Source organism: Erythrobacter sp. BLCC-B19, from assembly GCF_028621955.1.
Taxonomy (GTDB): Bacteria; Pseudomonadota; Alphaproteobacteria; order Sphingomonadales; family Sphingomonadaceae; genus Erythrobacter.
This window is the reverse complement of the sequence record NZ_CP117516.1, coordinates 2,783,810-2,808,766: the sequence shown is the minus strand read 5'-3', so window position 1 is coordinate 2,808,766 and position 24,957 is coordinate 2,783,810. Positions and strand designations below refer to the sequence as shown.

Annotated in this window: 26 protein-coding genes; 8 read left to right on the top strand and 18 right to left on the bottom strand. The window is 67.0% G+C overall.

The features are described from left to right. The first annotated feature begins 198 nt into the window (after positions 1–198). The 3 genes from purF (at position 199) to PS060_RS13135 (ending at position 2,897) form a co-directional block, all read left to right on the top strand. Positions 199–1,686 carry an amidophosphoribosyltransferase gene (gene purF / locus PS060_RS13145; protein WP_273983754.1) on the top strand — a complete coding sequence of 496 codons (1,488 nt, stop codon included), beginning with the start codon at positions 199–201 and terminating at the stop codon, positions 1,684–1,686. A gap of 6 nt (positions 1,687–1,692) precedes the next feature. Continuing rightward, positions 1,693–2,415 carry an SDR family NAD(P)-dependent oxidoreductase gene (locus PS060_RS13140; protein ID WP_273983753.1) on the top strand — a complete coding sequence of 241 codons (723 nt, stop codon included), beginning with the start codon at positions 1,693–1,695 and terminating at the stop codon, positions 2,413–2,415. 134 nt (positions 2,416–2,549) lie between these two features. Then, entirely contained in the window at positions 2,550–2,897 is a 348-nt protein-coding gene (locus PS060_RS13135; protein ID WP_273983752.1) for a PilZ domain-containing protein, read from the top strand. A gap of 18 nt (positions 2,898–2,915) precedes the next feature. Here PS060_RS13135 and PS060_RS13130 read toward each other — a convergent pair whose 3' ends face one another. The 3 genes from PS060_RS13130 to PS060_RS13120 all read right to left on the bottom strand — a co-directional run bounded on the left by PS060_RS13130 (position 2,916) and on the right by PS060_RS13120 (position 6,626). Further along, positions 2,916–4,103, bottom strand: a complete 1,188-nt coding sequence (locus tag PS060_RS13130; RefSeq protein ID WP_273983751.1) for a serine hydrolase domain-containing protein — start codon at positions 4,101–4,103, stop codon at positions 2,916–2,918. Positions 4,104–4,171: 68 nt separating this feature from the next. Further along, positions 4,172–5,563 carry a cryptochrome/photolyase family protein gene (locus PS060_RS13125; RefSeq protein ID WP_273983750.1) on the bottom strand — a complete coding sequence of 464 codons (1,392 nt, stop codon included), beginning with the start codon at positions 5,561–5,563 and terminating at the stop codon, positions 4,172–4,174. A 106-nt stretch (positions 5,564–5,669) separates the two neighbouring features. After that, on the bottom strand, positions 5,670–6,626 hold the full coding sequence (locus tag PS060_RS13120) for a metal-dependent hydrolase (RefSeq protein WP_273983749.1): 957 nt from the start codon (positions 6,624–6,626) through the stop codon (positions 5,670–5,672). 95 nt (positions 6,627–6,721) lie between these two features. Between PS060_RS13120 and PS060_RS13115 the strand changes: the two genes are divergently transcribed. Both PS060_RS13115 and PS060_RS13110 read left to right on the top strand, forming a co-directional pair. Continuing rightward, complete coding sequence (locus PS060_RS13115) at positions 6,722–7,672, top strand: alpha/beta hydrolase (protein WP_273983747.1); 951 nt, start codon at positions 6,722–6,724, stop codon at positions 7,670–7,672. Next, the gene (locus tag PS060_RS13110) at positions 7,669–8,151 is read left to right on the top strand and encodes an RNA pyrophosphohydrolase (RefSeq protein WP_273983746.1); all 483 of its coding nucleotides are present in this window, start codon (positions 7,669–7,671) and stop codon (positions 8,149–8,151) included. The genes PS060_RS13115 and PS060_RS13110 overlap by 4 nt, the downstream gene beginning before the upstream one ends. 4 nt (positions 8,152–8,155) lie before the next feature. Here the strand turns inward: PS060_RS13110 and PS060_RS13105 are convergent, their stop codons facing one another. The 5 genes from PS060_RS13105 to PS060_RS13085 all read right to left on the bottom strand — a co-directional run bounded on the left by PS060_RS13105 (position 8,156) and on the right by PS060_RS13085 (position 13,707). Continuing rightward, positions 8,156–8,656: a tetratricopeptide repeat protein gene (locus PS060_RS13105; protein ID WP_273983745.1), complete on the bottom strand. Its 501-nt coding sequence runs from the start codon at positions 8,654–8,656 to the stop codon at positions 8,156–8,158. A 62-nt stretch (positions 8,657–8,718) separates the two neighbouring features. Further along, a complete protein-coding gene (locus tag PS060_RS13100; RefSeq protein ID WP_273983744.1) occupies positions 8,719–9,897 on the bottom strand; it encodes an RsmB/NOP family class I SAM-dependent RNA methyltransferase in 1,179 nt (392 codons plus the stop codon). A gap of 9 nt (positions 9,898–9,906) precedes the next feature. Next, entirely contained in the window at positions 9,907–11,361 is a 1,455-nt protein-coding gene (guaB, locus tag PS060_RS13095) for an IMP dehydrogenase (RefSeq protein ID WP_273983742.1), read from the bottom strand. Between the two features lie 88 nt (positions 11,362–11,449). Further along, positions 11,450–12,958, bottom strand: a complete 1,509-nt coding sequence (locus PS060_RS13090; protein WP_273983740.1) for a M20/M25/M40 family metallo-hydrolase — start codon at positions 12,956–12,958, stop codon at positions 11,450–11,452. Continuing rightward, positions 12,955–13,707: a 3-hydroxybutyrate dehydrogenase gene (locus PS060_RS13085; RefSeq protein WP_273983739.1), complete on the bottom strand. Its 753-nt coding sequence runs from the start codon at positions 13,705–13,707 to the stop codon at positions 12,955–12,957. Before PS060_RS13085 ends, PS060_RS13090 begins: the two co-directional genes overlap by 4 nt. A gap of 121 nt (positions 13,708–13,828) precedes the next feature. Here PS060_RS13085 and ypfJ point away from each other — a divergent pair, with 121 nt between their 5' ends. Next, positions 13,829–14,710: a KPN_02809 family neutral zinc metallopeptidase gene (gene ypfJ / locus PS060_RS13080; protein ID WP_273983737.1), complete on the top strand. Its 882-nt coding sequence runs from the start codon at positions 13,829–13,831 to the stop codon at positions 14,708–14,710. Then, positions 14,710–15,216, top strand: a complete 507-nt coding sequence (locus PS060_RS13075) for a hypothetical protein (RefSeq protein ID WP_273983736.1) — start codon at positions 14,710–14,712, stop codon at positions 15,214–15,216. Before ypfJ ends, PS060_RS13075 begins: the two co-directional genes overlap by 1 nt. A 37-nt stretch (positions 15,217–15,253) precedes the next feature. Here PS060_RS13075 and PS060_RS13070 read toward each other — a convergent pair whose 3' ends face one another. Next, positions 15,254–16,966 (bottom strand): M56 family metallopeptidase, encoded by a 1,713-nt coding sequence (locus PS060_RS13070; RefSeq protein WP_273983735.1) that lies wholly within the window; start codon positions 16,964–16,966, stop codon positions 15,254–15,256. Next, entirely contained in the window at positions 16,963–17,364 is a 402-nt protein-coding gene (locus PS060_RS13065; RefSeq protein WP_273983734.1) for a BlaI/MecI/CopY family transcriptional regulator, read from the bottom strand. The genes PS060_RS13070 and PS060_RS13065 overlap by 4 nt, the downstream gene beginning before the upstream one ends. A 125-nt stretch (positions 17,365–17,489) precedes the next feature. Here PS060_RS13065 and PS060_RS13060 point away from each other — a divergent pair, with 125 nt between their 5' ends. Next, positions 17,490–19,085, top strand: coding sequence for an esterase-like activity of phytase family protein (locus tag PS060_RS13060; protein ID WP_273983733.1), 1,596 nt, complete (start codon positions 17,490–17,492; stop codon positions 19,083–19,085). Here PS060_RS13060 and PS060_RS13055 read toward each other — a convergent pair. From PS060_RS13055 to sdhC, 8 genes are all read right to left on the bottom strand, one after another. Then, entirely contained in the window at positions 19,082–19,465 is a 384-nt protein-coding gene (locus PS060_RS13055; protein WP_273983732.1) for a PaaI family thioesterase, read from the bottom strand. The two genes, PS060_RS13060 and PS060_RS13055, sit on opposite strands and share 4 nt — an antisense overlap. A 15-nt stretch (positions 19,466–19,480) precedes the next feature. Next, positions 19,481–20,515, bottom strand: coding sequence for a C13 family peptidase (locus PS060_RS13050; RefSeq protein ID WP_273983731.1), 1,035 nt, complete (start codon positions 20,513–20,515; stop codon positions 19,481–19,483). 147 nt (positions 20,516–20,662) lie between these two features. Beyond that, complete coding sequence (locus PS060_RS13045) at positions 20,663–21,019, bottom strand: hypothetical protein (RefSeq protein WP_273983730.1); 357 nt, start codon at positions 21,017–21,019, stop codon at positions 20,663–20,665. Positions 21,020–21,172: 153 nt separating this feature from the next. Further along, complete coding sequence (locus PS060_RS13040; RefSeq protein ID WP_273983728.1) at positions 21,173–21,763, bottom strand: hypothetical protein; 591 nt, start codon at positions 21,761–21,763, stop codon at positions 21,173–21,175. Continuing rightward, positions 21,712–22,215 carry a hypothetical protein gene (locus PS060_RS13035; protein WP_273983727.1) on the bottom strand — a complete coding sequence of 168 codons (504 nt, stop codon included), beginning with the start codon at positions 22,213–22,215 and terminating at the stop codon, positions 21,712–21,714. Before PS060_RS13035 ends, PS060_RS13040 begins: the two co-directional genes overlap by 52 nt. After that, positions 22,215–24,083, bottom strand: coding sequence for a succinate dehydrogenase flavoprotein subunit (gene sdhA, locus PS060_RS13030; RefSeq protein ID WP_273983726.1), 1,869 nt, complete (start codon positions 24,081–24,083; stop codon positions 22,215–22,217). The genes PS060_RS13035 and sdhA overlap by 1 nt, the downstream gene beginning before the upstream one ends. Further along, on the bottom strand, positions 24,083–24,469 hold the full coding sequence (gene sdhD, locus PS060_RS13025; protein ID WP_273983725.1) for a succinate dehydrogenase, hydrophobic membrane anchor protein: 387 nt from the start codon (positions 24,467–24,469) through the stop codon (positions 24,083–24,085). Before sdhD ends, sdhA begins: the two co-directional genes overlap by 1 nt. 13 nt (positions 24,470–24,482) lie before the next feature. Beyond that, positions 24,483–24,863, bottom strand: coding sequence for a succinate dehydrogenase, cytochrome b556 subunit (sdhC, locus tag PS060_RS13020; RefSeq protein WP_273983723.1), 381 nt, complete (start codon positions 24,861–24,863; stop codon positions 24,483–24,485). Positions 24,864–24,957 lie beyond the last annotated feature (94 nt).

The following is a 24,957-nucleotide window of genomic DNA, read 5'->3' as shown; positions in this document are numbered from 1 at the left end:
AAACTTAGGTTCCTTGCGCCTGTAAGGCCGCCCGCACGCCCCGGCAATCCCCGCCGCATCAGGCCGCGCCAGCCCCGCTGTCACAGACCGGTCGCCAAAAAGGCGCGCATGGCAACATCGCTTCCCCTTGTAATTGATCCGTCACATCGCCATTGGGGCGTTGCGCCGCAGGGGCCCATTTCACGGAACTGTCTGGTGATGCCGATGACACCGCTCAATGTGACCCACCCCTTCCTCGATGCCGATGGCGACAAGCTGCGCGAGGAATGCGGGATTTTCGGCGTGATCCGCGCCAATGATGCTTCCGCGACCACGGCATTGGGCCTCCACGCCCTCCAGCACCGCGGGCAGGAAGCGGCCGGGATCGTCAGCTATGACGGCAAGGAATTCTACGCCAGCCGCGGGCTTGGCCATGTGGCCGAGAATTTCTCCAGCTCCGATGCCATCGCCGCCCTGCCCGGCCACATGGCAGCAGGTCACGTGCGCTATTCGACCACGGGCGGATCGGGTCTGCGCAACGTCCAGCCGCTTTACGCTGAACTGGCGAGCGGCGGTTTTGCGGTGGCGCATAATGGCAACATCTCGAACGCCATGATGCTGCGCACCGACCTTGTCACCAAGGGGTCAATCTTCCAGTCAACTTCGGACACCGAGGTGATCATCCACCTCGTCGCCACCTCGCGCTATCCCACCATTGCCGACCGGCTGGTGGACGCGCTGCGGCTGGTCGAGGGTGCCTATGCGCTGATCGTGATGACCCCCGAAGGCATGATCGCCTGCCGCGATCCGCTCGGCATCCGCCCGCTGGTGATGGGGCGGATGGGCGATGCGATCCTGTTCGCCTCCGAAACGGTCGCCTTCGACGTGGTCGGCGCGGAAGTGATCCGCGAGATCGAACCGGGCGAGCTGGTGCTGGTCGACTTTGCCGGTGAGATCCGCTCGGTTCGTCCCTTCGGCAACCCAGCCCCGCGCCCCTGCATCTTCGAGCACGTCTATTTCAGCCGCCCTGACTCCGTGTTCGCGGGCCGCTCGGTCTATGAGGCGCGCAAGGCCATCGGCACCCAGCTTGCCATCGAAGCACCGTGCGAGGCTGATCTCGTCGTTCCCGTGCCCGACAGCGGGGTGCCTGCCGCGCTCGGCTTTGCGCAGGCTTCAGGCCTGCCGTTCGAACTCGGCATCATCCGCTCGCATTATGTCGGGCGCACCTTCATCCAACCGGGTGATGGCGCGCGCCATTCGAGCGTCAAGCGCAAGCACAACGCCAACCGCGCGCTGGTTGAAGGCAAGCGCATCGTGCTGATCGACGATTCGATCGTGCGCGGCACCACCAGCCTCAAGATCGTCGAGATGATGCGCGAGGCAGGCGCGCGGGAAGTCCACTTCCGCGTCGCCAGCCCGCCGACGGCCCATTCCTGCTTCTACGGGGTCGACACGCCGGAACGCTCGAAGCTCCTCGCGGCGCGCATGGAGCTGGAGCCGATGCGGGAATTCATCAAGGCCGACAGCCTCGCCTTCATCTCGATCGACGGGCTCTACCGCGCGGTCGGGAAGCAGGGCCGCGACAAGGCCTGCCCGCAGTTCTGCGACGCCTGCTTCACCGGCGAATACCCGACCTCGCTTACCGACCTCGCGCTCGCGGAAGCCAAGACCGCCGAGCTTCCCTTCGCTGATCCCAAGGCTGCCTGACCCATTATGACCGACACCTCCACCGCCAAGCCGCTCGCCGGCCAGACCGCGCTTGTGACCGGTGCCAGCCGCGGGATCGGTGCCGCCACCGCCAAGGCGCTGGCTGCGGCAGGCGCGCACGTCATTCTGGTGGCGCGCAAGGTCAAGGCGCTGGAAGCGATCGAGGATGAGATCCACGCTCTGGGCGGCACCTCGACCATCGCGCCGGTCGATCTGATCGAACCCGACGCCGTCAGCCGCCTCGCCGCTGCGATCGCCGGACGGTGGGACACGCTCGACATCATGGTGCTAGCCGCTGCCTATCTGCCCGAGCTGACCCCGGCCTCGCAGATGGAGCCCAAGCAGTTCAACCAGGCGCTGCTGACCAATGTGGTCGCGACCCAGGCGCTGATCGCAGGGTTCGATCCGCTGCTGCGCCATGCCAAGGCGGGCAAGATCATCGGCCTCACCAGCAGCGTCGGCGCAGCGCCCCGGCCCTATTGGGGGGCATACAGCGCCACCAAGGCGGCCTTCGACAATCTGCTGGCGACCTATGCGGCAGAAGTCGAACGCCTCAGCCCGCTGCGCGTGGCGATCATCGACCCCGGCGCGACCCGCACCGAGATGCGCGCGCGTGCCTATCCGGGCGAAGACCCGCAGACGGTAAAGGCACCCGAAGTCGTCGCCGAGCGGCTCGTGGCGCTGCTGACCGAAGGTTTCCCGGCGCTGCACCGCGAACGGATCGACTGACCGCGTTTCTCGGGCGGTCTCCCTACCCGGCCGTTAACCAATGCTCGAAAGTCGCGCTTAACGAAATCTGGCGCAATGACAGCGGTGAACCATTCCGCCGCGAGACCGCTGACGCCAGCACAGGGTTAATGACTATGCCGTCGAGCTCCGACTCCTATCGCACCGCCGCGCAGGAAGATCGCTGCGGCCCGCGCACGCGCCTCACCATCCCCGCAACGCTGCGCGCCTCGGGCGGACGGGCGTTCCAGAGCGTGGTGCATGACCTGTCGATCTCGGGCTTTTCGGCGGCCTCGATCAACCGGATGCACGAAGGCCAGATGTGCTGGCTGACCCTGCCCGGCCTCGAATCGCTCCGCGCCGAGGTGGTGTGGTGGGACAATTGCGTTGTGGGATGCGCCTTTACCGAGCTGCTCAGCCCGATCGTCCACGACAACATCCTCCAGCGCTACAGCAACACCGGCGTCTATCGCCAGATGGGCTAAGGCCGCCCGGCCTGCGGTCTATTTGACCGCAGCCGCAATTTTCCGGCTGAGATCAAGCATCTGCCCACGCTCCGGGCCACCGCTTGCGGTCGCCCAGTTGCCGATATAGGCGACCACCACCTGCTTGTCGGGGAACAGGGTGATCCCCTGCCCGAAGATGCCCTGCGCGCCATAGGTGCCTTGCGGATAGGTCCACCACTGGTAGCCATAACCGAAGCCGCTGTCGCCGAAATCGACGGCGCTGTCGGTCGCCTCGGCGAACCAGCCATTGGGCACCACGCCCTTGCCGCCCTCGAGCGCGAACTGCCCCATGCGGGCGTAATCGGCGAGACGGATCGAAAGGCAGCATCCGCCGATATTCCCACCGCGCGGATCGACCATCCAGAACAGATCGCCCGCAAACCCGGCCGGATCGACGATCTTGGCCTTGGCATATTCCGCCAGCGGCTTGCCGACGGCGTTCTCGACCAGCAGGCCGATCAGGTTGGTCTCGCCGGTCTTGTAGACCCACTTCTTGCCCGGCTCGGCCTCGCGCGGGAGCGCCTTCATCTGCGCGACGATCGCTTCCGGGCCATACTCGACCACGAAGCGGTTCATCTGGGCGACGTCCGAATTGGGATCGGTGTAGTCCTCGTTCCACTTCACCCCGCTGGTCATGGTCGCGAGCTGGCGCACCGTAACCCCTTCGTAGGCGCTGCCGGCAAGGCCGGGGATATACTTCGTCACCGGATCATCGAGGCTGGCGATATGTCCGTCCTTCACCGCCGCGCCCAGCAAGGTCGAGGTGAAGCTCTTGGCGACCGAGAAGCTCGTCCAGCGATCCTGCGGTCCCATACCGAGGCCATATTCCTCGTGCACCACCTTGCCATCTGCCAGCACCATGACCCCGGCGGTGTCCGTCGCCTTGATCAGTGCGGAGATCTCTGCCCGCAGCGCATCAGGCAGCGGCGCGCCCTGTGGCAGCGCGCGCGGGGTCGCCGCAGCAGCGACTTCGTGACCGGCAAACCACTGTTCCATCGCGCGGAACCGCTCGGCGCGCTGCGCATCGCTCCAGAACAGCACCGCCAGATCGGCCGGATCGCGCGCGGGTGGCTGGGTCATGCGGGCATCCGGAGTGGCCGGGCCATGCTCCTCGGCCTGAGCCCCGGTCGCAACGAGCAGCACAGCCAGCGCGGCACGCGACACCGCAACCCTGAAAACACCCATGATCTCACCCTCTCTCTATTCGCTGAGAGGCTGCATAGGCCTTCGCGGGCGGCACGGGCAAGTCCCCGTCAGCCCGCCTTGATCGTCTTCAGCGCCGCCAGTGCCCGCTCGCGTGCGGCCTTGTGGGGCACGATCTTGCGCGGGTACCCCGCCGGGCGGCGTCCGAATTCTTCGGGGTCGTGGACATAGGGCTCCTCCAGCCCCTTCAATTCCGGCACATAGGTGCGGATATAGCGGGCGGCGTCGAACTTTTCCGACTGGCTGAGCGGCGCCATGATCCGGCTGAACATATTGCTGTCCACCCCTGTCCCGGCGGTCCACTGCCAGTTGGTGGCGTTGGAGGCGTAGTCGGCATCGCACAGCGTATCCCAGAACCACTTTTCGCCCTCGCGCCAGTCGATCAGCAGATGCTTGATGAGGAAACTCGCGGTGATCATCCGCACGCGGTTGTGCATCCAGCCGGTCTGCCACAGCTGGCGCATCCCGGCATCGACGATGGGGTAGCCGGTGCGGCCTTGCTGCCATGCCTTCAGGTCGCGCGCGGCGGCCGGATCGGTCGCGGGATGGCGCCAGGGGAAGCGGTCGAAGTCCTCGCGGTAGTTCTGGGTGGCGTAGGCAGGGAACTGGTAAATCGCGTTCTGCGAATAATCGCGCCAGATCAGCTCGCCTTCGAAGGTTTCCCAGCCTTTGGTTTGGCGATCCTTGAAGCGGTGCCAGATCTGGATCGGCGAAATCTCGCCGAAATGCAGGTGCGGGGAGAGTCTCGAGACCTTGTCGACACTCGGCAGGTTCCGCTTGTCGTCATAGTCGTCGACGTCCGCTTCCCATGCGGCGAGGCGCGCGTGGGCGGCGTTCTCGCCCACCTGCCAGAAGTCGCGCATTCCCCCAGCCCAATCGGGTTTGGTCGGGAGGAGGTTCCATGACGCCAAATCGTCCGAGGCGGGCCAGCTGGCGGGGGCTTCAAGGCGTTCGGGCGCGGGGACTTCGGAGCGCGGCGGAAATTCGGCGCGGACGGCGCGGCTGAAGGGGGTGTAGATCTTGTACTGCCCGCCCGTACCGGTGGTGATGCTGCCCGGCGGCATGAGGTAGTTGCCGTGGTGCAATTGCAGGTCGAGGCTCTTGGCCAGCTTGCGCTCAGCGTTCAGCCACCACGGTTCGTAGTGGCAATTTGCGTGAATGGTGGCCGCGCCGACCTCTGCCGCAAGCTTGTTGAGTTGCGCGACCGCCTCTCCGCGCCGCAGGATCAGCTTGCTGCCCTTGGCCTCAAGGCTCTCGGCAAGGCTCGCCAGCGAATGATGCAGCCACCAGCGCGAGGCACCGCCATAGGCGTGGTGCTTGGGGCTCTCGTCATCGAGGACATAGACCGCGATCACAGGGCCAGCCTTGGCGGCGTGGTAGAGCGCAGGATTATCGGCAAGGCGCAGATCGCGCCGCAGCCATAGGATTTGGGGATGGGGCATTGGGTTCTGATTTTCTCTCGTCATTGCGAGGCGACGCAGTCGCCGTGGCAATCCATGGCCGAACGGTTCGGTCCATGGGTTGCTTCGCTTCGCTCGCAATGACGAATTAGGGGCTGGGAAGTTCCTCGCACCGCACATCCGGGAGCGCGAGGCTGAACCTGTCCCCCACCCGCGGGTCGATAAAGCGCGCATCGCGAAGGATCACCGAGCCGTCCTCGGCGCGCTCTGGTAGGGGAGCCCTTAACCATATGAGAAAGGCATCAAGTTCCGAATTCGTGAGCCGCTCCTGTGACAGGTCAGGGATTCGGCACGGCACCACGCTCAACTTGTTGGGAAATTCCCCGATCTGGTTCGTTGAGCTTTCTAGAGTGAGCCACCACACGCCATTGTCGCGGATCAGGACTTCGCGATCAAAAAAGATGATAGGTCGAGGGTTGGCGATAACGCCCTCGCTTAGTCCCAGCGACTCTTGCGTCTCGCGGACGACATGCTGCGTAATCGCCCAATTGACCCCGATATAGGCCAGCACCGCCACAATCCCTACCCGCGCAGGCCGCGCCCACTTCGCCGCCCCCGCCTTCTCCCGCCGCCGCGAGACCCACACGCTCGCGACCAGCATCGCCCACAGCCACGGGTCGACGATGAACAGCGTATCGCCGTAGAACCATTGCGAGGAGAACGGCTCCAGCAGGCGGATGCCGTAGACGTTGAGCCAGTCGAAGAAGGGGTGGCTGAGACACCCGATGAACGCCATCGCGTAGAGCCAGCCGAAGCGCACCGGCAGCCGCCCCTCGGGCCGGGTGCCGCGCTTGGTCTGCCAGCGGTCGAAGGCCCACAACAGCCCCGCCAGCACCAAAGGCAGCAGCACCAGCGCGGGCGGGCCGTGGGTGATGCCTCTGCGGAAGGCCAGGTGCTCGGTGCCCTCCAGCCAGAAGAAGCACGCCGCGTCCACATCGGGCAGGTTCGCGCCGATGATCAGCGCCGGCATGGCAAGGCCGGTGGTGCGCTTCAGCCCCGCCTGCCCCAGCACCGCGCCGACCAGGCTATGTGTCAGATTGTCCATCGCGTTTCAGGCTAGCGCGGCGCTCGCATTCAAGCGAGTGGAAATCGCCCGCCTGCTCGCCTATCGCACCGCCAAAGACACGGGAGAGAACCACGATGACCGACGCGCCCTATATCCGCCCCGACATGAAGGCCTTCCTCGACATGATGGCGCAGGTGAACGGGCCGAAGATGGCCGACATGACGCTCGAAGAGGCGCGCGATTCCTATGTGAAGATGCACGGCATCGCCGACCGTCCCGCGCGGGCGCTGCCGGTGATCCGCGACCTTGCCTGCCCCGGCCCGAATGGCGACATTCCCCTGCGCCTCTACGACGCGCGCGAGAGCCGCGAGCAGCCCACCCCCGTCATCACCTTCTACCACGGCGGGGGCTTCGTGATTGGCGACCTCGAAACCCACCACGCGCTCTGCACCGAGATTGCCGCGCTGATCGATCTGCCGCTGGTGGCGGTGCATTACGCGCGCGCCCCTGAAGCGCCCTTCCCCGCCGCGATCCTCGATTGCGAGGCGGCGACGCGCTGGGTGGCAGGCAGCCCCGACGAACTGGGCCTGACCGCCTCCGGGATCATCACCATCGGCGATTCGGCGGGCGGCAATGCCACGGTGGTGGTGAGCCAGCTGCTGGGCGCAAACCCGGCCGCTGTCCCCGTCCTCCTGCAAGTGCCGATCTTCCCGCTGGTGGCCGACGCCAATGGTTCGGAGAGCATGGCAGCCTTCAGCGAAGGCTTCCTCCTCACCGCCGACACCATGGCATTCTTCGATGCGGCCTATGGCGCCGACCGCGCAGACCCGCGCGGCTTCCCGATCCTGGGCGATCACAGCAATGCCCCGCCCACAATCGTCGTCACCGCCAGCCTCGATCCGATCCGCGATTCGGGCCGCGCCTATGCCAAGGCGCTGGTCGATGCGGGGCGCGACTGCGTGTTCATCGAAATGCGCGGGGTGACGCACAGCTTCACCAACCTGCGCCAGATGGTGCCGAGCACCCAAGCCGATCTCGAACGCGTGATCGCGGCGATGCGCTTCATGCTGGAGAACCCGGCGTGATCGACCCCGAAAGCCTCCCCTACCGCCCCTGCGCGGGCTTCATGCTGGTGAACGCCGAGGGCAAGGTCTTCGTCGGCCAGCGGATCGACCCTTCCGCGCACGGCTTCTGGCAGATGCCGCAAGGCGGGATCGACAAGGGCGAGGACATTCGCGCCGCCGCCCTGCGCGAGCTGGAGGAGGAAGTGGGCGTTCCCGCCCACATGGTCGACGTGATCGGCCAGACCTCGCGCCCGATCCGTTACGACTTGCCGCCCGAACTGCTCGGGCGGGTATGGAAGGGCAAGTATCGCGGGCAGGAACAATACTGGTTCCTCGGCCGGTTCCTCGGCGCGGATGCCGACATCGACCTCGAAGCCCACGATCCGCCCGAATTCAATGAATGGCGCTGGATCGACCCCGAACAGCTGCCCGAGCTGATCGTGCCCTTCAAACGCGCTGTCTATGAAGAGGTGCTGGCGGAGTTCCGCGACCTGATCTGAACCGTCAGTTCGAAGCCGGCGCGTCCTCGGCCTTGCTTTCGATGGCGAGGCGCGGGGACGGCCCGCGCGCGATGCTCGATTGCAGCGCGACCGTTTCGGGGCAATCATCCCCGCACAGCGATTGCAGCTTGGCGAGGTTCTTCTTCGCCTTTTCGAGCGCGCCCTTTTCCACCAGCGCGGCGCCTTCGCCCGAGATCGCGGCAACATTGCCCGGATCGCGGCTCAACGCTTCGCGGTAATAGCGGATCGCCTTGCCTTGCAGGCCTTGCTGGCGCGCCGCATCGGCGAGGTTGATGAAGATCGGCGTATAGGCCGGATCGACCGCGAGTGCGGCTTCGAACGCGTCGATCGCGGCCTGCGCATCGCCTGCAGCCAGCGCCGCTTGCCCTTGCGCGATCAGCGCCGCTGCCTGCGGATCGGGTGTGCCGACATCGCCCGCGTGCGAGATGCTCGCCGTGATGGCGAGGCACAGGGACAGGGCAGCAGCAGCGGGCGCGAAACGCATGAAAAGCTCCTTCAGTGCATGAGACCGGGAACCGAGAGGCTGGACCATATCATGCGAGGCTATCATGGTGAACGCAAGCAGGCGATGAAAAAACCATCGGTGCCATCGTGGAGCGGATCGAGCCGGATACCCGCGCCGCGCGGACGACCGAGCGGGAGGGTGAGCGGCTCCGCGCGCCAGCCCGGATGGCGGGCCAGGAAGGCGGCAATGCGGTCGGCCCCTTCGGCATCGAGCACCGAACAGGTGACAAAGGCAATGGTGCCGCCAGAGCGCGTCAGCTGCGCGGCCAGATCGAGCACGTGATCCTGCAAGGCGTTGAGCCGCGCGAGTTCTGCCGGATCGAGCCGCCAGCGCCCCTCGGGGCTCCTACGCCATGTCCCGCTGCCTGAACACGGCGCATCGACCAGCACGTGATCGGCCTTGTTCGCCCATGGTTGGAGGGCGCGCATCTCGCGGCCGGGATCGAGCAGCACGGTATGATCCACCGCCGCGCCCGCCCGCGCGGCGCGAGGCGCGAGGTTGCCGAGGCGGCGCTTGTCGGTGTCGGCCGCGACAAGGCTCGCAGCATTGCCCAGACGGGCGGCCAGCGCCAGCGTCTTGCCCCCGCCGCCTGCGCACAGGTCGATGATCGTGTCGCCCGCCGCCACCGGCAGCGCCTCGACGATCAGCTGGCTGCCCAGATCCTGCACTTCGATGAGACCTTGTTCGTAAGCCTCCCATTGTTCGACCGGAGTGCCGGTCGCAAACCGCAGGCCTTGCGCGCTGGCGAGCGGCTCGCCCGCTTCGGGGAGCGCCAGCCCTTCGCGGTCGGCCTTCAGCGCATTGACCCGCACATCGAGCGGCGCGCGGCCCAGCAGCGCGGCGATCTCGCGCCCGCCGAGGCCTGAGGCGCGCAAGGCGGCGGCGAGCCACTTGGGGGCAAGGCCGGAATTGGCGGCTTCCTCGTTCTCCGCGCGGGGTGCGGGGCCATGGGGCGATCCGTCGAACAGCGCGGCCAGCGCTTCGTCCTGTCCCGCCACCGCCAGCATCGCCGCCCGCCCGCTGGCAGGCACCGGCCCGCACAGGCGGATTGCGCGATAGACCAGATCGCGCACCGCCCGCCGATCCTTCGACCCGGCATAGCGGCGCGCGCGGAAGTAGTCGGCGATGATGCGGTCAGCGGGCGCGCCCTTGCTGCGGGCGGACGCGATAATGGTATCGAGCAGCTCGATCGCCGCCTGTATTCTAGCGGCGGGGGTCATATCGAGGCCTCAGCGTGTGGGATAATTGGGCGCTTCGCGGGTGATCGCAACATCGTGGACGTGGCTTTCCGAAAGCCCCGCATTGGTGATCCGCACGAACTGCGCGCGCTCCTGAAGGTCGGTGATGGTGCGCGAGCCGGTGTAGCCCATCGCTGCCTTGATCCCGCCGACCAGCTGGTGGACCACGTCGGCCGCCGGGCCCTTGAACGGCACCTGCCCCTCGATCCCTTCGGGCACCAGCTTCATGGCGGAAACATCCTGCTGGAAATAGCGGTCAGCCGAACCGCGCGCCATCGCGCCGACGCTGCCCATGCCGCGATAGGCCTTGTAGGAGCGGCCCTGATAGAGGAACACCTCGCCCGGGCTTTCGGTGGTGCCCGCGAGCATCGAGCCGATCATCACGGAGGAAGCACCCGCCGCCAACGCCTTGGCGGCATCGCCGCTGGTGCGCAGGCCGCCATCGGCGATCACCGGGACGCCCGACTTCGCCGCCTCGGCAGCGCTCTCCATGATCGCGGTCAGCTGCGGCACGCCCACGCCCGCGACGACGCGGGTGGTGCAGATCGAGCCCGGGCCGATCCCGACCTTGACCGCATCGGCCCCGGCATCGACCAGCGCGCGGGTCGCCTCTGCGGTGGCGACGTTGCCCGCGATCACCTGTACCCGGTTGGAGAGCTTCTTCACCCGGTCCACCGCGCGGGCGACTTCGATGTTGTGGCCATGGGCGGTGTCGATCACGATCACGTCGACCTCGGCATCGACCAGCGCTTCGGTGCGCGCGAAACCCGCATCGCCCACCGTGGTCGCCGCCGCCACGCGCAAGCGGCCGGTGCCGTCCTTGGTGGCGTGGGGGTAATTCACCGCCTTCTCGATATCCTTGACCGTGATGAGGCCGATGCAGTGGAAGGCATCATCCACCACCAAAAGCTTCTCGATCCGGCGGGCGTGGAGCAGGCGGCGCGCTTCTTCCTGACCGGTGCCGAGGGGCACGGTGGCAAGGTTCTCGGTCGTCATCAGCTCGCGCACGGGCTGCGCCGGGTTCTCGGCAAAGCGCACGTCGCGGTTGGTGAGAATGCCGACGAGCTTGCCGCCCGCGTCCACCACCGGAATGCCGCTGATGCGGTTGGCCTGCATCAGCGCCTGCGCCTCGCCCAGCGTCGCATCGGGGCCGATGGTGATGGGGTTGACCACCATCCCGCTCTCGTAGCGCTTGACCGCACGCACCGCGGCGCATTGCGCGTCGATGTCGAGATTGCGGTGGAGCACCCCGATCCCGCCCAGCTGCGCCATGGCAATCGCCATGTCGGCCTCGGTCACGGTGTCCATCGCCGAGGACAGGACGGGGATGTTGAGCCGGATGTCGCGCGTCAGGCGGGTCGAGGTATCAGCCATGCTCGGCAGGACGCTGCTCTCCGCCGGGCGGAGCAAAACGTCATCGAAGGTCAGACCGAGCGGGATATCCATGAGCGCCACTTTCGCATGAGTATGAGAGGTGCATCTCCTCTGGCGGGAGATTCGTGGCGGCCCATGTAACCGCGCTTTGCGACGAACGCTAGGGGCGCGCCGCAGCCGGTGCCGGATAGCGCGCCGGGTCGGCCACCAGCCGGATCAGCGCCTCGTGCAGCAGCAGATCATCCACCGCCCCGCCCAGCTCCAGCAGGGCTGCCTCGTCCGAGGGGCGGTGATAGTGGCTGGCAATGAACGGATCGAGCACGGCGCGGCTGCCATAGGTGCTGGAAATCAGCACCGTGGGCACGCCCGCCTGCAACAGCACCCAGCCATCCTGACGCTGCAGGAAGCTGTCCGCGAGGCTCTGGTCGCCCAGCACCCGCCCGCGTTGCGCCGCAACCTCATCGATCGCCGCATCGAGAGCGGGCGATTGCCCTCGCCCGATCACGCCCAGCGGGCTGCCCGCGGGCGCGACGGCCATCATGTCGAAATTGAACGCCGCCACAAAGCCCGACAGCGGCACGGGGGTGCCTTTGACAAAGGCGCGCGCGCCCAGCAGCCCGGCCTCCTCGGCGCTCGTGGCGAGCACGTAGACATCGCGCGCCAGCGGCGGCCCGGCCTTCAGCCGCCGGGCCAGTTCCAGCATCATCGCGATCCCGCTGGCATTGTCGGCCGCGCCGTTGCAGATCCGGTCGGGGGCTTCGTAGCCGGCGCATTCGCCGAGATGATCCCAATGCCCGAGCAACAGCACGCCGCCCGATCCGGGCACGGTGCCGGGGATCATGCCGATGATGTTCTGGCTGGGAAATTCGCGGCGGTCAGCGCTCGCTTCGAGGGTGATGGCCAGATTGAGTTCAAGCGGGGCGAAATCAGGTTTGGCAGCCTCGGCCTTCCATTGGTCCCAGCGCTTCGCGCCGAGCACGCGGGCGAGCGCTGCATCGGTGATATAGGCCGAGAGATTGTCGCGCTCCTCGCTGGCGAGCTCAAGCCGGCCGCGCTCCTCCCGGCGGCGCACGGCGGCGAGCGCATCGGCATCAGGAAGCACGGTCACCACGGCCGTGGCGCGCTGGGCGAACAGCGCGTCGCGCCGCGCGGCATCGCGGCCCGGATCGGCGAGCATCAGCACCGCTGCCCCGGCCAACGCATCGCCCAGCACCGACCCGTCGCCATTGCCGACGAACACCACCGGCACCCCCGTCCCCGGCCCACCTGCCGCCAGGGCGCGGCGGCGCGGGGTGAAGACGGCGGCCTCGCTGTCGGTCAGCGTCACCGCACTCCGCCCCTGCCCCAGCGTCAGCCGCCCGCTATGCGGCTCGGTCGCGACCAGATCGACCGGCATCCGCCAATAGGATCCGGGATCATTGGTGCCCGAGACCAGCCCGACCTCGCCGAACCGCCGCTCGAGATATTCATAGGTCGCCCGCCCGCCCGGCGTCCCCGGCTTGCGCCCGGCGAATTCATCGCTGGCAAGCACTGTGATGTCGGCCATCAGCCGCGCTGCGATATCGTCATGCGCGGGATCGGGCGCGACCTCCACCGGCGCGCGCGCGCAGGCTGCGAGCAGCAGGCTTGCCAGCCCGATCAGCCACAGCCGGACGCGCAGGGCGGTCATTCGGCCGTCCAGCCTCCGTCGATGGTGTAATTTGCCCCCGTGATCCCGCGCGCCGCATCGCCGCACAGGAACACCGCGAGCGCGGCGACATCATCGGGGCCGATGAACTGCTTGGTCGGCTGCTTGGCGAGGAGGATGTCGTTCATCACCTGCTCGCGCGTCATGCCGCGCGCGGCCATCGTGTCGGGGATCTGGTTTTCGACCAGCGGCGTCCAGACATAGCCCGGCGAGATGCAGTTGGCGGTGATCCCGTGGGTCGCGAGTTCGAGCGCAATGGTCTTCGTAAAACCCGCCAGCCCGTGCTTTGCCGCGACATAGGCGCTCTTGAACGGCGATGCGGCGAGCGAGTGCGCGCTGGCTGTGTTGATGATCCGCCCCCAGCCCTTCGCCTTCATCCCCGGCACGGCTGCCCGCGTGGTATGAAACGCCGCCGACAGGTTGAGACCGATGATCGCGTCCCATTTTTCGGGCGGGAAATCCTCGACCGGGGCGACGTGCTGCATCCCGGCATTGTTGACGAGGATATCGACCGGGCCGACGTCCGCCATCATGGCAGCGATCGCCGCCGGATCCATCAGATTGGCACCGTTGTAGCCAGCGCCAAGTTCCTCGCACAGCTTGGCAATTTCATCCGCATCGCCCAGCCCGTTGAGAATCACCTCGGCGCCTTCAGCCGCCAGCGCGCGCGCCACGGCGAGGCCGATTCCCGAGGTCGATCCGGTGACAAGGGCGCGCTTGTCCTTGAGCATTCGCCGCATCTCCTGCACGTTTGGCCTATTGGTGTTCGCTTTTGCCGTCCAAACTGCGGCTGTCCAGCAAATTGCTTGAGCGAATGTCATTGCGTTCGTTGGGGTGAGGGAGATTTAGCCGATGCGCCTGGGGCCGTTCGATACCTCGAGGATCAATGTCCGCTCCAGCGATGGCGGCGGCGGCGGGGGGATGGGCCGTGCGGGCGGCGTGGGCTGCGGGACTCTGGTGATTGCCCTGATCGGCGCGGTGGTGTTCGGGCTTGATCCTGCGCAGACCATCGGGCTTGTCCAGTCCGTCCAGCAGCAGAGCGCGCCTGCCTCGCAAGGCGGCGACAGCGGGCAGACGCTCAGCGAGCAGCAGATCTGCACCAGCAGCGATTACGCGCAGGAGGCGTGCAACGCGCTCACCAGCCTCGATGAAACCTGGGCAGCTGCCTTTGCGCGCTCGGGCCTCAGGTTCGAACAGCCCGTGCTAGACCTTTATCAGGGCGGACGGGTCGACACCAAGGGCTGCGGCAGCGCGACGTCAGCCGTGGGGCCGTTCTACTGCCCCGCAGACAAGGGCATCTATATCGACACCAGCTTCTACGACCAGCTCGCCCAGATGGCAGGCACCGGCGGCGATTTTGCGCGGCTCTATGTGATCGCGCATGAATATGGCCACCACATCCAGACCATCACCGGCCTTTCGCCCAAGGTGCGCGAGGCCCAGCAGCGCAACCCTGCCGCCGCCAACCGCCTGCAGGTGGCGATGGAATTGCAGGCCGATTGCTATGCCGGAATGTGGGCGGGCCAGAACCGCAATCTGATCGAGCCGGGCGATCTGGAGGAAGGCCTCAAGGCCGCCAGCGCGATCGGCGACGATACCCTGCAGCGCAATGCCGGGCAGCGTGTGAACCCCGAAAGCTTCACCCACGGCACCAGCCGCCAGCGGATGGAAGCATTGAGGCTCGGGCTGGAGAGCACCGATCTTGCCGCCTGCAATGCCTTTTTCGAAGGATAATGACTGACATGAAGTGCCCCCTCCCCCTTGCTGCCCTGCTTGTCCTTGCTGCGGCTCCGGCCCTGCCCGTCCATGCACAGGCCATGCCCGAGCCCGACGCCGAGGAAGTCGCCAAGACCCCGCTGCGCGATCTCAATATCGACGGACGCGACATACCGGAGGTGCTGCAAAAGGCGGTGCTCAATCCCTATGCGACCGAAGGCCTTGGCAAGTGCAACGCCATCGTCGCTGAAATCGCCGCACTCGATATGGAGCTGGGCGCGGATTACGACATCGCCGAGGACGACGGCGGCGACCGCATCAGCGAAGGGCGGATCGGGCAGAGCATCGTCGGCTCGGTGATCCCGTTTCGCGGCATCCTGCGCGAAGTGACGGGCGCGGCCGATAACGACCGCGCCCTGCGCGCTGCCTATACTGCGGGGATGGCAAGACGCGCATTCCTGAAAGGTCTGGGGCTGGGACGCGGCTGCGCCTACCCGGCCCGGCCGAAGGCGGCGAGCCAGTAACGACCCGCCGCCCCCTCCCCCTGTTTGGGCCTCTGGGTCAGCCTTCCTTTTCGCTCCAGCGGGCGATCTGATTGTCGAGCGTGCGCAGGATCATCTTGCGGGTATCCTCGGGGATGTCCTTGTCGCGGGCGATCTCGGCGCGGGCTTCCTCCAGTCCCTTGCGGGCCGAGGCATAGATGCGCGCTTGACAGATGCTGACGATCTGCACGCCGTCCTTGGTGGTGGTCTCCGACACCTCGTCGCTGCCCGGCTTGCATTCGCGCTTGACGATCACGCGCTGGCTCTGGGCGCTGGCGGCGTCAGCGGCAGCGAAGGCTTCGGCCATGATGCGGGGCAAGTCGGCGCGCACCCGTTCGGCTTCGGCGAGGCCTTCCTGAAGCGCTGCGAACATTTCCGCGCGCTCGGCCTTGTCGGCGGATTCGATGCCTTCGAACTTGCGGGCAATCGCTTCGCCATCGGGCGTAGCGCGGAACACCATGCGGATGCGATGCTCCTTGCCATCTGCATCGCGCCACACCTGTTCAGTGACTTCGGTGTTGGTGGAGGTCGTGGTCGTGCCGTCTTCCTTGATGATGACGACAGTCGGCGGCTCAGGCGCTTCTGGCGCGGCCGGCGGCTCCGGAGCCTCCGGCGCGGACGGGGGTGCGGGCGGTTCGGGCGCTTCGGGCGCTTCCACCGGCGCAGGCTCTGCCTCGCTCGCGGCGTAGCTGATCGAGGCGGTCAGCGGCAGGGCCAGCAGGCCAGCGCCGAGCAGCGCGCGGCCCGCCAGACGGCGACGGGGGGAAAGATCGGACATGGCAAGGCTCCTCAGACGGTGAATGATCGATTTCTCGCCCAGCACCGGGCACGCCATCGGCGCGGTGAGAGCGGCGTGGTGGGCACTGCCGGGCGCAGCGGCAAAGCGGGCGATGAGCGCGCCATAGGCGGCCCGTTCATGGGCTGAGCGATGGGCCATCACCCGCGCATCGCAGGCCGCCTCCTGATCGCGCCGCAGCGCCAGCCAGCCATAGCGGGCGAGCGGATTGAACCAGTGCAGCGCGAACAGCGGCTGGACGCAGATATTGACCAGCAGATCCCCGCCCCGATGGTGCGCCAGTTCATGCGCCAGAGCGAGATCGCGCGCGGCCCGATCATGCAGCGCCAGAAAGCCGGGAGGCAGCGCAATCACCGGGTCGAGCACGCCCATTGCCAGGGGGGCATCGGTCGCAGGGGTCTCGATCAGCCGCACGGGCAGGCCAAGGAAGCCCCGCGCCCGTCCCAGCTCGCGCCCCTCGGCCAGCAGCAGATCGCGCAAGGTGAAGTAGGCGGAAAACCGCAGGGCAAGGAACACCGCCGTGCCGACCAGCCAGATCGCCAGCAGACCTTCGATCACGGGAATATCCGACAAAGCGGCGATAAGGTCGAACCCGGCAGAGGGCGCGGTTGCAGCTTCCGCCGAAATGGGCAGCGGCGCGGGCAGCGCGGTGTCAGGCGCCGTTGCTGCCACCTGCCACAGCGCAGGATCGCTCGCAGTCGCAGACGCATCAGCCATTGGCCCTGCATTTGCGAGCGCTGCGGGCGCCGCCTCGGGATTGGGCGCCATCCATGCAGGCAGCGTCACCGGCGGCACGATCAGCCGCAGCAACGGCAGCGCCCACAGGGCATAGGCCGCCTCGGGGCCGAAATGGCGGGACACCGGGCGGCGCAGCACCAGCACGGCAGCGATCAGCACGCCGGTCCAGGCGAGCGTTTCGATCAGCACCGCGCTCATGACCGCAGCGCCTTGAGCAAGGCCTCGATCTCGGCGAGGTCATCATCGTTCAAGGCCTCGGTCTCGGCGAGATGCGCGACCAGCGAGACCGCGCTGCCGCCGAACAGGCGTTCGACCAAACGGCGCGATTCGCCGCCGACATAATCCTCGCGCGCGATCAGCGGGGTGTAGAGGAACCGCCGCCCATCGGGCTCGGCTTCCAGCGCGCCTTTCTGGACAAGGCGCGAGAGCAGGGTCTTGACCGTGGCGAGGCTCCAGCCGCGCGTGGCGCAGACATCCTCGCACACTTCGGCAGCGGTCTGGCGCGGGCGATCCCACAGCACTTCCATCACCGCGTGTTCGGCCTCGGTGATGCGCTCACCGGGGCGCGGGTTCTGGTCTTCGTCGGGCGCGTTCACGAAAGCGTCTCCCTCGCTGCTGATTACACCTGTAGTCATCACGACTACGCCTGTAAACCTTGCGCGCGGCTGAACAGGGCCCGCCACGGCTTGCGCTTCGTTCAAGCGGCGATACACCCGGACGAATGACATGGAAGCGCGCCCTTGCCACCGCCCTCGCCCTGCTGCTTGCCGCGCCGCTGGCCGCGCAGGAGGAATTCTTCCCCGCGACCGAACCGGTGGAATTCGCCCCGGGCCAGAGCGAAGGCGAAGTGGGTGAGCTGATCTTCCGCGGGGGCGTGGCGATTGCGCCCGACAAGGCTCAGATCGGCGGCATCTCCAGCCTCACCTGGCATGACGGCCAGCTTTACGCCGTGACCGATGATGGCCGCCGTGTGGTGATGACCCCCGATGATCAGGGATCGCGGCTGGTCGATGTCTCGTCGATCAGCCTTGCCCCCTTGCGCGATGCCAAAGGCGGCAAGCTCGGCTCGAAGGAGCGCGGCGATGCCGAGGCGATCACCCGGCTTGCCTCGGGCGAATGGCTGGTCGCCTTCGAGCAGGAACACCGCATCTGGCGCTATGCCGACCTTGCCGGGCCTGCGACGGGCGAGGACAGCCGCGCGGCTGCGCTTCTCGCCGGAGCCGCGCCCAATGAGGGGATCGAAACGCTCGCCGCCTATGATGGCGGGCTGCTGGCTTGCGGCGAATGGGCCGACCCTGCGCGCCCCAACTGCCTGCGGATCACCGACAGCGGCGCTGTGTCCTTCGCCCTGGCAGCGCCCGAAGGCATCGCCGAGGCTGGCGGCGTGCCCACCGATGCCGCGTGCCGCAAGGATGGCAGCTGCTTTGTCCTCTTCCGCAGCTATCAGGCCAGCCAGGGCAACCGCGCGGCGATTGTCGCGCTTGCGCCCGATAACAGCGCGGCCACCCTCGCCGTGCTGACCCCGCCGCTCACCCTCGACAATTTCGAAGGGCTGGCGCTGCGCGAGGAGCCGGGCCACACCTTCCTCTACCTCGCCTCGGACGACAATTTCCGCAATTGCGAGACCCGGCCCGGCGCAGGCTGCCAGCGCACGCTGCTGATGAAGTTCGAGCTGAAGCCCCCGCCCGCCGGCCCCGCGCCGCTCACCGCGCAGGACTTCGGCCCGACCCGCTCGGCGCGCCCCGCCGTCCGCCCCTTCCCCGAAGCCGCGTCAGTCAGCGTGGTGCTCGAAACCAGCCTTGGCCCCATCACCATCGCGCTGGAAACCGAACGCGCGCCCATCACCGCGGGCAATTTCCTGCGCTATGTCGATGAAAAGCGGCTGGACGGGACGACCTTTTACCGCGCGATGGATGTCGCGAGCGCCTATTCCCCCTCAGGCGTGCTGCAGGGCGGCGCGCGCGGCGATCCCAAGCGGGTGCGCGCGCCGATCGCGCATGAGCCGACCAACCTCACCGGCCTCTCGCACACCCACGGCGCAGTCGCGATGGCGAGCCTTGGCGCGGGGACAGCGGACGGCGACTTCTTCATCATGATCGAGGATCAGACCGGCCTTGATGCCGACCCCTCGTCCTCCGACCCGACCTGGCGCGATGGCTATGCGGTGTTTGGCCATGTCACGGCGGGCATGGACATCGTCGCTGCCATCCACGCCGCGCCGCGCGATCCCGAACAGGGCGAGGGGCTGATGAAGGGGCAGATGCTGGCCGAGCCGGTGCGGATCATCACCGCGCGGCGGGCTGCGCCAGCGCCCTAGAGCACCAGCTGCGTCTGGATCACCACGGCCACCGCCTTCCCATCGGCAGCGGTGATGGTGGTCTGCCACACCGACATCCGCCGCCCGGTCTTGAGCGGCCTTGCCACGCCCCGCACAAGGCTGCCGACGGGTGCTGCACCCAGGAAATTGGTCTTGCTCTCGATCGTGGTCGTGCCCTTGGCACCGTCGGGCAGGCAGGCGACCGCGCCCACTGCGCCCAGCGCATCGGCAAAGGCCATGATCGCCCCGCCATGCATTATCCCGCCCGCCGTGCACAAATCATCACGCACCGTGATCTCGCCCTCGACCGCATCGGCGCTGGCGGCGGTGATCTGCACACCCATCAGCTTTGAGAACGGCATGGCGTCGGCGGGGTTCATGGAGGCAGTCCTTGTCTATTTCGGCGCGGCGGGCGGCGCCTTGGCCATTATTGCGGCCTCGTCGAAGGCCGGGCGGCCCACCGGCGCGCTCGCCTGGCGCGGCATCGCGGCCTCGATCTGCGGTAGCCAGCTGCGCGCATTCATGCCGATATTGACCTGCGGCAGCGAGGCGAGGAAGCGCGCCTTGGTCTCCCACTCGGCCACCGATCGCCCCGCCGTGCGCGCGGCTTCTTCGAGGCCCACCGGCTGGCGCAGGGCGCGGTTGATGAGCGCGTCGCCAAAGAACGTCCAGTCATTCTCGGCGAGGCAGCCAAAGGAGGTGCGGTTGCTCGCCGCCGCGGTGAGGATCGCGGTGTCGGGGCTGGCGAGGAAGGGCACGAACACGCCCGAATAGCAGGCCGACAGGATCAGCACCCGCCGCTTGATCCCGGCCTCGGCCAGTGCGGCCTTGAGCGTTACCGGCGAAAGAATGCCATAGCCGCTGTCGCCATAGTGATAGGCCAGCCCGATATCGGCCCCGTGGCTGGTGGTGTAGAGCACCAGCACATCCTCAGCGCCGTCCATCAGCGTGCCGATATGGCTGAGCGCCAGCAGCAATGCGGTGATCGAGCCGTGGGGCGCGTCGTCGCGCGTCCCGTCCGGCCCGGCAAGCGTCAGCGTGCGTCCCTCGGCACCGTAGCGCGCGGAAAGCACCTTGGCCGCCTCCCGCGCCTCGCGGGCGAAGACGGGATCGCTGTCGAGAGCGACGGTGACGACATAGGCCTCGGGCACGCCCGGCACATGGCGCGGCAAGGCGGCCAGCGCAGCATCGAGCCGCCGCTGCTGCGCGCGGATCGTCGCCACCGGAACCCCGCGCTGGAGTTCGGGTGAAAGCGCGAAGGACTTGCGCCGGTCGTCCCGGCTCTCCCCGCTGCCGAGATCGGGCCAGGGCGCGACATGGGGCGGCGGCTGGTGGGGATTGGTCGGAGCAGATTGGGCGGCGGACTGGGACAGGGCAGGCGCAGCGAGCAGCGCCGCCAAGGCTCCAGCGATGATCCGGCCCCTGTTCATCAAGACGGCAAGCTGCATTCGCGGCAGCGGCGCGTCAAGCCGCCATTCGCCGCCTGTGATCGCAGGTGATTGGCGGGAGCTGTCGGCCCGCTCCCGCCAGTCACGGTTTGCCGCGCCGCCCCCGCAAGAGGACACCGCCTTGCGCGATCAGAAGCACTCGATCGTGATCGTCCTGACGCAGACGCTGCGCCCGTCGATGACCTCGCATTCGACGGTCACGATCTTGAAGCAGTTGGGCGCAAGCGATTCCTGCGACAGCGACGAGGACAGCTTGCTCAGCGTCGCCTGCACATCATCTGCCGAGGCAGGGCTCCGCTGCTCGCCCGAGGTTTCCGCCGACCCTTCGGCTTCACCGGCCGGCTCTGTCACCCGCATCACGATCTTGGGGCTCGGTTGGCCCGCTTCGGCAGCGGCGGTCTCGGGCGCGGCAGGGCTGGGTTCAGCAGCATCGGGCGCCGGAGCGGCCCCATCGCAAGCGGCCAGCAGGGCGAGCGGCAGTAGCATGAAATATCGCATGATCTTCCCCCAAACGCATGGCAATCCAATGAAATTCCGGATCGCTCTGACAATCAGTATCCTGCCAATTACAAGATACGGGGAGAAGAAATAACGCCCATCGCGCAACAGGACTGTGGCGTTCCACACATCTGCCGCGACTTATAGGCGGCAGCGCGACTGCCTTTGCTTGCGCCATGCTGCGAGGTCTACGGCCATCTTGGCTGGCCGAAAGCCTTTGCCGGTAACAAGTCGCTGGAAATCAGGCCAATTGTCGAAGTGTTGCAGCTGGAGGTGATAGTAATTCACATATTCCGCCAGCGCGAGGAGCGCGGCGATCAGCACGCCCCAGCGATCCCCCGGCCCTGCGCCCGGCCAGGCTATGACGAAGCCTCCGGCAGCCAGACCGAGCGCCGCCAGCGTCAGCACCAGGAGCGGGCGATCCCAGCGGTCGGCGAGGCGCAGCGCCTTGTCCAGCGCTGCCCGCTCACCCTGCAAGGCCCGCAGCTTGCCGCGCCAATAGAGCCCGCCAACGATCAGCAGCCCGATCACCGGAACCAGAGCGGCCATTGACGGCCACCCGAGCGGCGCGCCGAGCCAGGCGCCGAAAATGAAGAACGCCGCCGGAACCAAGGCGGCATTGGCGACCTCGACCTGCCAGTACCAGGTCAGCCGCTTGGTCACCCGTCCACTGTCCGGCATCAGCCCCCGGCCTTGCCCGAGGCTGGCGCGCGCACGAACACGCGGCCGCATTGATAGACCGCATCGCCCTCGCTCCAGTTCTGCAAGGTATCGCCGACCACTGCGAAATTGAGCCAGTTGTCGAGCGTGATGCTCGGATGATCGCCGCCTTCGTAGCGATAGCTGCCCGAAAACGGAAAGCCCTCTACATCCATCCAGTAGGTGCGGTTTGCCTCGAAGGCGATCGATGCCCGGATATCGCGATTTTCGGGCGGACCGCTCTCTTCCTCGCATTCGTCGTGCGAATACTTCCAGTCGCCAATCAGGTTCTCCGGCACCGGATCGCTCCGGCCGGTGTCCAGCCTGACTTTCGCAGCGAGCGCCTCGCCCTCAAGATCGGTGGTTTCGAGGTTGATGGCGTCATCGGGCGGAGAAGGGGCATCCTCCCCCGCCCGATCGGCATCCAGCGAGCACGCCGCCAGCAGGGCCGGTGCAATCACCAGTCCTGCCAGCCGCCAAAGCATCAATAAACGCGCGCCTTGGGCTCGATGTACTTGATGTCGTCGGTCAGCGTATATTCGTGGACCGGACGGTAATCGATGCGGATGTTGCTGCCGCGACCGCCCCAGCCGTCGAACCAGGCGATGGTGTGCTTCATCCACTCCTTGTCGTTGCGCTCGGGGTAGTCCTCGTGTGCGTGGGCGCCGCGGCTTTCCTTGCGGTTGGCGGCGGACGCGATCGTCACGTTGGCCTGCGCCATGAGGTTGTCGAGTTCGAGCGTCTCGATCAGGTCGGAGTTCCAGATCAGCGACTTGTCGGTGACGTGGATGTCCTCCATCCGCTTGTTCTGCTCGGCCAGCTTGGCCACGCCCTCGTCCATCAGCTTCTGGTCGCGGAACACGGCGCAGTGCTTCTGCATCGCCTTCTGCATTTCCGCGCGGATCTGCGCGGTGGGAGAGCCACCCTCGGCATAGCGGAAGTGATCCAGACGGGTCAGCGCAAAGTCGGCGCTGTCGGCCGGCAGTTCGGGCTGCTTGGCATTGGGCGTCAGATTGTCGCGCAGGTGGTGGCCGGTCGCCCGGCCGAACACCACGAGATCGATCAGCGAGTTCGAGCCCAGGCGGTTCGCCCCGTGCACCGACACGCACGCCGCCTCGCCCACGGCATAGAGGCCGGGGATGACGGTGTCCGGATTGCCGTCCGGCCCGAGGGTGACGACCTGCCCGTGATAGTTACACGGAATGCCGCCCATGTTGTAATGCACCGTCGGGGTGACAGGCAGCGGCTGGCGGGTGAGATCGACACCCGCGAAGATCTTGCCGCTCTCGGTGATGCCCGGCAGGCGTTCGGCCAGCACCTTGGGATCGATGTGATCGAGGTGCAGGTAGATGTGATCGCCTTCCGGCCCGACGCCGCGGCCTTCGCGCATTTCCAGCGCCATCGAACGGCTCACCACGTCGCGCGAGGCGAGGTCCTTGGCGCTCGGGGCATAGCGCTCCATGAAGCGTTCGCCTTCGGAGTTGGTGAGATAGCCACCCTCCCCGCGCGCGCCTTCGGTGATCAGCACGCCCGCGCCGTAGATGCCGGTCGGGTGGAACTGCACGAATTCCATGTCCTGCAGCGGCAGGCCGGCCCGCAGCACCATCCCGCCGCCGTCGCCGGTACAGGTGTGGGCCGAGGTGGCGGTGTAGTAGCAGCGGCCATAGCCGCCGGTCGCCAGAACGACCGACTGCGCGCGGAAGCGGTGGATCGTGCCGTCATCAAGGCACATCGCCATCACGCCGACGCAGACCTTTTGGCCGTCACGCTCGGACATGATAAGATCGAGCGCGAAATACTCGATGAAGAAGTCCGCGTCATACTTGAGGCTCTGCTGATAGAGCGCGTGAAGCATGGCGTGGCCGGTGCGGTCAGCCGCGGCGCAGGTGCGCTGCACCGGCGGGCCGGCGCCCATGTTCTGCATATGCCCGCCGAAGGGCCGCTGGTAGATCGTGCCGTCGGCATTGCGGCTGAAGGGCACGCCCGCGTGCTCGAGTTCATAGACCGCCGCAGGCGCCTCGCGCGCGAGATATTCGATCGCGTCCTGATCGCCCAGCCAGTCCGACCCCTTGACGGTGTCATACATGTGCCAGGTCCAGTGGTCGGGGCTGTTGTTGCCGAGCGAAGCGGCGATCCCGCCCTGCGCGGCGACCGTGTGCGAGCGCGTCGGGAAGACCTTGGAGATGTTGGCAGTGCGCAGGCCGGCTTCCGCCGCGCCCATCGTTGCGCGCAGGCCGCTTCCGCCCGCGCCCACCACCACCACGTCATAGGTGTGATCGACGATGGTATAGGCGCCCTTCAGATGCGCGCCGCCCACGTCGTTTGCCGTTCCCTTGGGAGCTGCGGTTGCCATCAGGCGTTACCTCCGAATGCGAGCGCGGCAACGCTGAAAATCCCGAAGGCGCCGCCGCCAATGGTTGCAAGATTAAGCGCAGCGAGTGCTGCGAACTTGGTGCCGGGCTCGTGGAGATAGTCCTCGATCAGCACCTGAAGCCCCAGACGCGCGTGCCAGAACAGGCTGAACACCAGCAGGATCATCGCCGTCGCCGAAACCGGCTGGGAGAGCCACTTGACGACGCTGGCGTGGCCATAATCGCCCAGCAGCGCGAGGCTGACGATCAGCCAGCTCATCAGCACCACATTGCCGATCGCGGTGAAGCGCTGCACCAGCCAGTGATGCGCGCCGTGGTGCGCAGCGCCCAGACCCCGCACGCGGCCGATGGAAGTTCCGTTACCCATGGTATCTCTCCCCTCAGCCGAGCATGATCACGGCCCAGAAGGCCGCGGTGCAGACAATCGCGATCACCGGCGCGGCGATCGACCACATCCGGTTGGTATCAAGCTCGTACCCCGCCCCGATATCGAGCACGAAGTGACGAAGCCCGCTCATCATGTGGGTGAAGAACGCCCAGCTGAGGCCGACCAGAACGATCATGCCGGGCACCGAACCCATCACGCTCTGGAAAGTCGCGTAGGCCTCGGGCCCGCTCGCCAGCGCGCCGAGCCACCACAGCAGCACGGCAAGGCCGACCAGCGCCATGCCGTCGCCGGTCGCGCGGTGGAGGATCGAAACGAGCATATGCGGCCCCCAGCGCCAGATCTGGAGGTGGGGCGATAGCGGTCTTTGGTTCATGGTGATCCCGTCGTGTCCCTGTCTTGTGCCACCCCACTTAGCGCGGCTGTCGCGCGAGGCAAGCCGCGACATGGTGGACACAGCTTGCAAAGTT